This is a genomic window from Alkalihalobacillus pseudalcaliphilus (assembly GCF_028610675.1).
Lineage (GTDB): Bacteria > Bacillota > Bacilli > Bacillales > Bacillaceae_D > Alkalihalobacillus > Alkalihalobacillus pseudalcaliphilus.
The window spans coordinates 65,435-75,306 of the sequence record NZ_JAQQWS010000014.1 but is presented as its reverse complement, the minus strand read 5'-3'; the positions used below and the strand labels follow the sequence as shown (position 1 = coordinate 75,306).

Annotated in this window: 7 protein-coding genes and 1 pseudogene; 7 read left to right on the top strand and 1 reads right to left on the bottom strand. The window is 40.2% G+C overall.

Annotation, left to right across the window (positions count from 1 at the left end; genetic code table 11):
• Window positions 1-575: 575 nt before the first annotated feature.
• From PQ479_RS19245 to PQ479_RS19230, 4 genes and pseudogenes are all read left to right on the top strand, one after another.
• Window positions 576-812: pseudogene (locus PQ479_RS19245) on the top strand (PfkB family carbohydrate kinase); the annotation flags it as partial.
• A gap of 170 nt (window positions 813-982) precedes the next feature.
• On the top strand, window positions 983-1,738 hold the full coding sequence (pxpB, locus tag PQ479_RS19240) for a 5-oxoprolinase subunit PxpB (protein ID WP_273717164.1): 756 nt from the start codon (window positions 983-985) through the stop codon (window positions 1,736-1,738).
• Entirely contained in the window at window positions 1,728-2,495 is a 768-nt protein-coding gene (locus PQ479_RS19235; RefSeq protein WP_047987155.1) for a LamB/YcsF family protein, read from the top strand. The genes pxpB and PQ479_RS19235 overlap by 11 nt, the downstream gene beginning before the upstream one ends.
• Window positions 2,488-3,462 carry a 5-oxoprolinase subunit C family protein gene (locus PQ479_RS19230; RefSeq protein WP_047987156.1) on the top strand — a complete coding sequence of 325 codons (975 nt, stop codon included), beginning with the start codon at window positions 2,488-2,490 and terminating at the stop codon, window positions 3,460-3,462. Before PQ479_RS19235 ends, PQ479_RS19230 begins: the two co-directional genes overlap by 8 nt.
• Window positions 3,463-3,603: 141 nt before the next feature.
• On the opposite strand, the gene PQ479_RS19225 is transcribed toward PQ479_RS19230, so the two are convergent.
• A complete protein-coding gene (locus tag PQ479_RS19225) occupies window positions 3,604-4,239 on the bottom strand; it encodes a hypothetical protein (RefSeq protein ID WP_047987157.1) in 636 nt (211 codons plus the stop codon).
• A gap of 385 nt (window positions 4,240-4,624) precedes the next feature.
• Between PQ479_RS19225 and hpf the strand changes: the two genes are divergently transcribed.
• From hpf to prfB, 3 genes are all read left to right on the top strand, one after another.
• Complete coding sequence (gene hpf / locus PQ479_RS19220; protein WP_047987158.1) at window positions 4,625-5,179, top strand: ribosome hibernation-promoting factor, HPF/YfiA family; 555 nt, start codon at window positions 4,625-4,627, stop codon at window positions 5,177-5,179.
• Window positions 5,180-5,795: 616 nt separating this feature from the next.
• A complete protein-coding gene (gene secA, locus PQ479_RS19215; RefSeq protein ID WP_047987159.1) occupies window positions 5,796-8,312 on the top strand; it encodes a preprotein translocase subunit SecA in 2,517 nt (838 codons plus the stop codon).
• Between the two features lie 64 nt (window positions 8,313-8,376).
• Window positions 8,377-9,481 (top strand): peptide chain release factor 2 gene (gene prfB / locus PQ479_RS19210; protein ID WP_273717169.1). Its coding sequence is split into 2 segments (ribosomal slippage): window positions 8,377-8,448 and window positions 8,450-9,481, totalling 1,104 coding nucleotides; the frame shifts between segments, so codons are not numbered across the junction.
• Window positions 9,482-9,872: the final 391 nt, after the last annotated feature.

Here is a 9,872-nt window from a genome sequence, read left to right as displayed (position 1 = left end):
GCCAAACCACGGAGTATCTGCACAAAGAGAGGGCTAATGTGCAGATACTGAGGCAAAACCACGGAGTATCTGCACAAGAGAGGGTTAATGTGCAGATACGGAGGCAAAACCACGGAGTATCTGCACAAAGAGAGGGTTAATGTGCAGATACTGAGGCAAAACCTTGGAGTATCTGCACAAAGAGAGGGTTAATGTGCAGATACGGAGGCAAAACCTTGGAGTATCTGCACAAAGAGGGGGTTAATGTGCAGATACGGAAGCCAAACCACGGAGTATCTGCACAAAGAGAGGGTTAATGTGCAGATACTGAGGCCAAACCACGGAGTATCTGCACAAAGAGGGGGTTAATGTGCAGATACTGAGGCCAAACCACGGAGAATAAATGAAAGTGAGGATTAGTCCTTTCCAACTCAGCTCCTGATTCAATTTGGTTTTGCTTCTTTATCTATTGGTAGTGCATTATTGTTTAAATCATTTTTTTGTATGAGAAAATCACTAACCAAGAAGCCTGCACCAACCATAGCGGAGGGAATGGGGGGGCCGACTCCTGTAAGAGGAAAGGGCAGGCTTTAGGTCAAAAGAGTACGAAAGTAGAAAGGGTAGAAGCGAAGAAGGTCGAGGTAGTTGATACAACGGGTGCAGGTGATACTTTTAATGGAGCTTTAGCTGTAGCACTAAGTGAAGGGTGTGAACTGGTCGAAGCCGTTCGCTTTGCCAATGATGCCGCCGCGTTAAGTGTAGGAAAAGTCGGAGCCCAGTCAGGTATGCCTATGAAAGCTGAGCTCGAGCAGTTTCGTAGTGAACGTAGGTAGGTGATGTAAAAAAGTGTGAGCGAATGGATTGGTGTAAGGGGAATGAGTGCCTTATTGGACCTACATGTTGGATGGGTGTTTTGATAATTCGAAGGAAAAGTCTCATTGAATCCGTGTGCTGCTTTATATACAATTTGTGTACATGTTGATTAATGAAAGGAGTGGAGGGATTGACAACGTTTGAAATACAACCATTAGGTGACCGGGCTGTACGGATTAGCTTTGGAGATGAGATTTCATTAGACACTCAAGAAAAGTTGATTGCCGCTCAACGAGTGCTTGATGCGGCAAACATTAAAAGTGTTGAGCATTGGTTACCAAGTTATACCGCGTTAACCGTCTTATATGATCCACTGATCCATTCTTTTCAAGAATTAAAGCAAGAACTAACAAGTTGCTTAAAGGATATTCCCCATGCAAAATTAGAGCATAGTAAGATTTTTCATATACCTGTTTGTTATGGTGGTCAATTTGGTCCTGATTTAGAATATGTCGCGGACTTTCACCAAATGAGTACAAAAGAGGTGATTGATTATCATACAGAACCGACGTACCCGATTTATATGATTGGTTTTGCTCCGGGTTTTCCGTACTTAGGTGGGTTAAATGAGAAGCTTTTTACACCGAGATTATCGGTGCCACGTGAGAAGGTTTATGCGGGATCCGTAGGGATTGGGGGCAAGCAAACAGGGATTTACCCGATTTCTTCCCCTGGTGGATGGCAAATCATTGGGCGAACACCTCTCCAACTTTTTCAAAAGTACCAATCATATCCAACGATGATTGAGGCTGGCAGCTTTTTACGATTTATATCGATTGGTGAAGATGAATACCATAAAATAGAATTGTTAGTTGAGGAAAATAAATATCAATGGCAGATTGAAGAAGTGGTCAAAGTGGAAGGAGGACAGGTTCGTGCATATTGACTTAAATTGTGACTTGGGTGAAAGCTATGGTGCTTTTTCTATTGGACAAGACGAGGAAATCATCCCCTATGTCACTTCCGTAAATATAGCATGCGGTTTTCATGCTGGCGATCCTTCTGTGATGGCTAAGACTATTCAAAGAGCACAAAAGTATGGTACGGCCATTGGTGCCCACCCTGGCTATCAAGACTTACAAGGTTTTGGTCGCCGTTTTATACCAATGGAAAAGGATGAACTTTTTCATATGCTTGTCTATCAAATTGGTGCCTTACAGGGGCTCTGTTTGGCATATGGGGCGACGCTTCGACATGTAAAACCTCATGGGGCTCTATATAATGTAGCGGCTGTTCAACCTGATATCGCTGAAACGATTGCTCAAGCTGTAAGAGTCGTTAATCCCGCACTGATCTTGTATGGCTTGTCTGGTAGTGAGCTTGTCCGAGCTGGTGAGCGAGCTGGTTTAAAGGTTGCTCATGAAGTATTTGCTGACCGCAGTTATCAACGTAATGGTACGTTAACTCCTAGAACAGAAGCTGACGCCATCATTACTGATAAGCATCTAGCCATAGAGAGAGTCTTGCAGTTTATTAATGAAGGAACAACGATGAGTCTGACTGGTGAAAGTATCCCAATGAAAGCAGATACGGTTTGTATTCACGGTGATCATCCTCAGGCCTTACCGTTTGTGATGGATTTACATGAACGGTTAAAGAGGGAAGGGATTATGACCAGAAGCTTAGAGAGTCAACATGGGTAGAGATTTATTTGTTGTCAAAAAGTCAGGGCTATTAACGACCATTCAAGATCGTGGGCGTTATCAATTTTTACAGAGTGGACTAACCCCGTCTGGTGCCGCTGATTTTTATGCGTTTCAAGTAGCTAACCTCTTACTTGGCAATCATAAAAATGAACCCGCCTTGGAACTTACTTTAGTGGGACCAACATTACGTGCTTTGTCCACGGTTCAGTGTTGTTTAACGGGAGCAGACTTTGAAGCTCATATTGAAGGAAATCGAGTATCGCCGTGGTCAGTGTTCACCGTGAAAAAGGGAGAAACGATACAGTTTTCTTATGCGAAAAAAGGTATGCGTGCTTATTTAGCAGTGACAGGTGGTTTTGCTGCTGAGCAGGCTTTCGGTAGTGCCTCTACTTTTATAAAAGCCGAGATTGGTGGAATAGGTGGTCGTTCGCTCGCTTATGAGGATGTGTTGAGAGGTAGGGAGCAGAATCATCATTCCCATAAAGCTCGCCTTTCCTTACAGAGAAAGTGGATTCCTTCCTATCATAAAAGTAAATATATTCGAGTGATGCCCGGGCCGGAAGAGAACTTTTTCACCGAAGAGTCCTATCAACAGTTTTGGCAGGAACCGTTGCGTGTTTCGAATCAGTCCGATCGAATGGGTTTGCGACTAGAAAATTGTGGACTCGTACATAAAGATGGGAAAACAGATATTTTATCGGATGCTGTGACATTTGGCACGATTCAAGTACCTGCTTCTGGAGAGCCAATTATTTTGTTAGCAGACAGGCAAACGACAGGTGGTTACCCTCGAATTGGGCAAATTATTTCGGTTGATTTACCACAAGTTGCCCAAACGAGGCCAGGTGAAGAACTTCATTTTGTGCCTGTTACGGTAGAAGAAGCCCAGGAAGAGTGGCGGGCGTACAAGCGACTTTTAAGGGAGCTCGAGCGTGAGGTGAGGGATCTTTCTTGTTTCAGTTAAATTAAAAAAGCCTGTGTGAATTTCTTATAAGATCACATAGGCTTTAGAATGTTAAAGCTAGGGCGTTTGGCAGAAGTGAGCTATGTAACCAGTCAAAACGTTTCAAAGTAAGTCATATATCTGATAGGTTGGACCAACTTTCTATTTAGTGTTAGTCGGAGGAATTTTTATTTCTGACGTGGTGATTGAATCATGAATTGATTTGACGTACTCGTAAGTCTCATCCACGGCTTTATTCGCTCTTTCTGTTTCTGCTTTTTGTTGCTCATACATATGTTGATAGTCATTCGATTTTTCAATTTGTGCTAGCAGATTTGCTTTTTCTGCTTGTAATTCAGTGATTTGTTGGTCTTTCATCATTAATTCGTGATTTTTTTGTTCGATTTCCTGTTGCTTCATTTCGACTTCATATTGCTTAAGCTCAATTTCCCTTTGCTTCACTAACAGTTCATTGTAATGTTGCTGTTGTATGTGTGTAAGTTGGTTATGTAGCTGCTGTTTTTCTTGAACAATTTTTTCATATTGTCCTTTTTGTCTGGTAATCTCTTCTTCTAAAAGTTTTTTGTTATGTTCAGCTTCTTGGAGTTTGGTTGTTAAAGAAAGGCTATAAGTTTCCCATTCTTTGTTTGCTTGCTGTGAAGCTTCAAATTGGCCTTTGATGGTAGTGAACATGTTAACTATTTCGGTTAATTTATTTTCACCAGTAAACGGGATGATGAGTGCAACCGTTAATATACTACCACTAGCAAATAAGGCAATTGTTTTTAATGCGTTCATTTTTTTAATTCCTTCCAAATCGTTCTAATCTCGACCAGCCTGCAGATCTGCCATGCAAAAATATATCATTATCTTTAATGTTTTAAAACGGTAATATATGACATTGAATTGAAACGCAAAAATTGGCGAATTAACAAAAAAGTCTATTTTTTATGTCTTTTTGTGTACTTTTCAATTTTTCGTTTGGATATGTGGATGATTGTCTATTATAATAAAGGTAGAGACGAACACCCTATTGATTTCAACATCTTAAGTGAAATTGATTTGGGGGAATCGTTTTAGACGAAACTGGATGGTTGTTTCGTTGGATGTTTAGGAAATAGCAAAGCAAGGTATGAAGAGGTATGAAGGAAGTAAGGTATTTTGAAAAGGAGGAGTTCTTAATATGCAATACAATATTCGTGGTGAAAACATTGAAGTAACTCCAGCTTTACGAGAATATGTTGAGAAGAAGGTTGGAAAGCTAGAACGTTATTTTGATACGACTCCGGTAGCGGATGTCAATGTGAAGATGGCTGTACTAAATAATCAACATATTATCGAGATTACGATTCCACTGCCGCAATTATTATTAAGAGCGGAAGAAACTCATACTGATATGTATGCAGCGATTGATCTAGTGATTGAAAAGCTAGAACGTCAAATTCGCAAACATAAAACAAAGGTAAATCGTAAGTTCCGCCAAGAGGGCAGCTTAAAATATATGTTTAAGAATGATTTGGAGCCACTTGAGCAAGAGGAAATCGTCGATGAAGATGAACTTGAGGTTGTTAGAACGAAACGTTTCAACTTAAAACCGATGGATGCTGAAGAAGCGATTCTACAAATGGATATGTTAGGTCATAGCTTTTTCGTTTTCTCCAATGCGGAGAATGGCGATACAAATGTAGTCTATAAACGCCGAGATGGAAAATATGGCTTGATTGAGCCAGAGGCATAAAATCAAATAATAGATGGGATGAGAAGGGATTTCTTCTCATCCTTTTTTGATGCAAAAACAATAAACGGAGAGGATCTATCATGGCAACCATCGAATTTCATGGTTTCACTCGTTTGTCCGCTTGTAAGCACCGAACGAAACTGTTAAAATTAATCAAATAGAAGATGAATTAAAAATGATAGAAAGAGTCAATGGGTCATGCATGAGTCCTTTTATTGGTGGCTTTTCGTTCACTTTGTTTTGTTGAATTAATTGTAACGTTATAAGAATGTTATTGTTGAACTTGATTAACTTCAAGGCAGAATGCATCGCTCCTAAGTAACTTTATACAAAAAGTCCATGGTGAAGCCCGATTCACTTTGCCACCACAAAAAAAAGAGATAGTAGTAACCCACAGGATTAGTATCTGAAATCCAAGTGTTTTTGGACCGTTAGCCAAGCTTGGTTGGCTACTTCACGCACGCGTGGAGTTTTGAAAACCAAGACCGAAAGGCCATCTCACCTTAAGAAATGATTATTACCCATGTAACTTCCATACAAATATAGCTCTAAGATACTACCCCAGTAGTAATTAGCATATAGGAACCTTAGTCTAGGAAAAGAAAGGGCGAATTAAATGTTAGGTTTGTTAAAAAAGGTTGGAAACTATCAAATTAATCGTCAATTAAAAAAGAACGAAAAAGTTACAGATGAAATAGAAGCTTTAGCTGACCAAATGAAACAATTGTCAGACGAACAGTTAAAGGAAAAAACGGCCCAATTTAAAGACCGTTATCAAAAAGGGGAAACGCTTGATCAATTATTACCGGAGGCACTTGCCGTTGCTAGGGAAGCAGCTGGCCGTGTTGTGAATGAGTTTCCATATCGCGTTCAATTATTAGGTGCGATTGCTCTCCATCAAGGTAACATTGCTGAGATGAAAACAGGGGAAGGTAAAACACTTGTAGGTACATTGGCTGTTTACTTAAATGCTCTTGCTGGTAAAGGTGTTCACATCGTTACCGTGAACAGCTATTTAGCTAAACGTGACTCTGAAAATTATGGGCGAATTTTTCAATTTTTAGGTTTAACGGTTGGCCTTAATGAGACAGGCCTACCAAAAGAAGAAAAACAAGTGGCTTATAACGCTGATGTTACGTATAGCACAAATAACGAACTAGGTTTTGATTACTTACGTGATAACATGGTTCTTTATAAAGAGCAAAAGGTACAACGTCCGCTCAATTTTGCTTTAGTCGATGAGGTTGACTCGATTTTAATTGATGAGGCTCGTACACCACTTATCATTTCTGGTTCCGTGGAACGCTCAACCCAGCTTTATCAACAAACGAACTCATTTGTACGTGTGTTGAAAAAAGAAGAGGACTTTGTTTTAGATGAAAAAACAAAAAATGTCCAGTTAACAGAAGAAGGGGTTAATAAAGCCGAGAAGGCCTTTGGCATTGAGAATCTATATGACCAACGACATGTACAATTAAATCATCACTTGAATCAAGCACTAAAAGCCCATGTCGTTATGCTTCGTGACGGCGATTATGTCGTTGATGAAGGTGAAGTTGTTATCGTTGACCAATTTACAGGACGTCTCATGAAAGGGCGTCGATATAGTGATGGTCTACACCAAGCCATTGAGGCGAAAGAGGGCTTACAGATTCAGCGTGAAAGCATGACGCTTGCCTCGACCACTTTCCAGAACTATTTCCGTATGTACCAAAAGCTAGCAGGTATGACAGGTACAGCGAAAACAGAAGAAGAAGAATTCCGTAATATTTATGGCATGGATGTCATGGAGATTGATACAAATAAACCAATTGCCCGTGATGATAAGCCTGATTTAATTTATAAAACGATGGAATCTAAATTCAAGGCAGTCATCGATGAAATCATTCGTCTCCATCAGTCGAAGCAGCCTGTGCTAGTCGGTACAGTTAGCGTAGAGACTTCTGAGTTAATTTCAAAAATGTTAACGAAAAAGAAAGTGCCGCATCATGTGTTAAATGCAAAAAACCATGAGCGCGAGGCTGAGATTATTGAATCAGCAGGGCAGCAGGGCTCGGTAACAATTGCCACAAATATGGCTGGACGTGGTACAGATATTAAGTTAGGTGAAGGTGTTCGTGAGCTTGGTGGACTTTTCGTATTAGGTACGGAACGCCATGAGAGTAGACGTATTGATAATCAGTTACGTGGTCGTGCTGGACGTCAAGGAGACCCAGGTACGTCTCAATTTTACTTATCATTAGATGATGAATTGTTACGTCGTTTCGGTGGCGATAACATGAAGAATTTACTCGATAAAATTGGTATGAGTGAAGATGACCGTCTAGAAAGTAAAATGTTATCTAAACGAGTAGAAGGTGCACAAAAACGAGTGGAAGGTAATAACTACGATTCTCGTAAGCAAATTCTTCAGTATGACGATGTGATGAGAGAACAGCGTGAAATTATTTATAAACAACGTGACGAGGTCCTCGAATCAGAAAACCTTCGTAAAATTGTGGAAGGTATGATGAAATCCGTTGTCGAGACGAATGTGAAGCTGCATACACCTGATAGTGAGGTTCCAGAGGATTGGGACTTACAAGCGATTGCCAATTACATTAATAATCAACTTTTATCCGAAGATGATCTAACGGAAAAAGAGCTGAAAGGTCTTGATCCAGAAGAGATCATTGAATTAATCAATGATAAGGTGATTGCTGCCTATAATGAAAAGGAAGAGCAGTTTACATCCGAACATATGCGTGAGTTTGAGAAGGTCATTATGCTACGCACGGTTGACCGCAAATGGATGAATCATATCGACCAGATGGATCAATTGCGTCAAGGTATCCACCTACGTGCCTATGGTCAAAATGATCCATTACGTGAGTATCGTTTTGAAGGGTACGAAATGTTTGAGCAAATGATTGCTTCTATTGAAGAAGAGGTTTCGATGTATGTTATGAAAGCTCAAGTTCAACAAAACCTTGAACGTCAAAAGGTAGCAGAAGGTAAAGCCGTTCAACAAACGGACGGTAAAGAAAAAGCGAAACGTAAGCCGATTCGTAAAAGTGAGACGACAGGTCGTAATGAGCCTTGTCCTTGTGGTAGCGGTAAAAAGTATAAAAATTGCCACGGTACAAATAATTAAGTTTAGTGATCGAGATCCCCTCACACAGATGTGGAGGGGATTATCAATGAATGAGGTGGACTACATGGATTTAGTAGAAGTAAAGCAAGAACTTAGTTTAATTTCGAAACGATTAAATGACTTTAGGGGGTCTCTTTGACTTAGATGAGAAGCAAGAGCGAATCGCTGAGTTAGACGAGATTATGACAGACCCTGATTTTTGGAACAATCAAGAGAAAGCCCAAACTGTTATTAATGAATCGAATGCACTAAAAGAGCAAGTGAACACTTTTTTAAAGTTAGAAGGAGAGTTTGAGGATCTAGAGGTTTCTTATGAACTCGTCAAAGAAGAGGACGATGAGGACTTAGCGGAGGAACTTTTTTCAGGTGTAAAAGCATTAATAACTCAAATGAATGATTTTGAATTACAACTTTTATTAAGTGCACCTTATGATAAAAATAATGCTATTTTAGAATTGCATCCTGGAGCAGGTGGTACTGAATCACAAGACTGGGCGTCGATGCTTTTACGTATGTATCAACGTTGGGCTGACTCGAAAGGCTTTAAAGTTGAGACGATGGACTATTTACCTGGTGATGAAGCTGGTGTGAAAAGTGTGACGCTTTTAATTAAAGGCCATAATGCTTACGGCTACTTGAAGGCAGAAAAAGGCGTTCACCGTCTTGTGCGTATTTCTCCATTTGACTCCTCAGGTCGCCGCCATACATCTTTTGTATCGTGTGAAATTATGCCGGAACTTGATGACAATGTTGAGATTGAGATTAACACAGAGGATTTAAAAGTTGATACGTACCGTGCAAGTGGTGCGGGTGGACAGCATATTAATACGACGGATTCAGCGGTTCGTATTACTCATCTACCAACTAATACGGTTGTAACCTGTCAAAGCGAACGCTCGCAGATTAAAAACCGTGAACAGGCTATGAAAATGATGAAAGCTAAGCTTTATCAACTTAAAATTGAAGAGCAGCAACGTGAATTAGACGAAATCCGTGGTGAGCAAAAGGAAATTGGCTGGGGTAGTCAGATTCGGTCTTATGTTTTCCACCCATATAGTATGGTTAAAGATCACCGTACAAACTTCGAAGTTGGTAACACAAACGGTGTAATGGACGGAGATATTGATGGTTTTATTGACTCTTATTTACGCTCGTCTTTAAGTAAATAGTATCGGCAGAATAAGCTCCTGATTGCGGGGCTTTTTTTGTTGTATAGAAGCAAGGGAGATGTGAAAGATGGCACTAAGTCGAGGTATGGGAATGATGGTGCGAAAGCGCGGTGGAATAGGCGGGACACGACTATTATGAAACGCGAGCAATTAGAGGATTGTATTTCTAGTAAACGGGGTTATCTACAACAACACAAGCCTGAAGAGATCTTCCAGTCGTTTCCCTCAGCAACAAAATATGAAAGGATATCTTTGCATTTTTTAACAAGTGGCTTTTCATTCATTTGGTTTTTGAATGAGAAGTACAAAAAACGAAGAGTCTGCATGAAAAGGCTAATAATATGTCAGTTACTCGAGGGAAGTAGGTGAGTAAAGTAACGAAAAGGTGCGA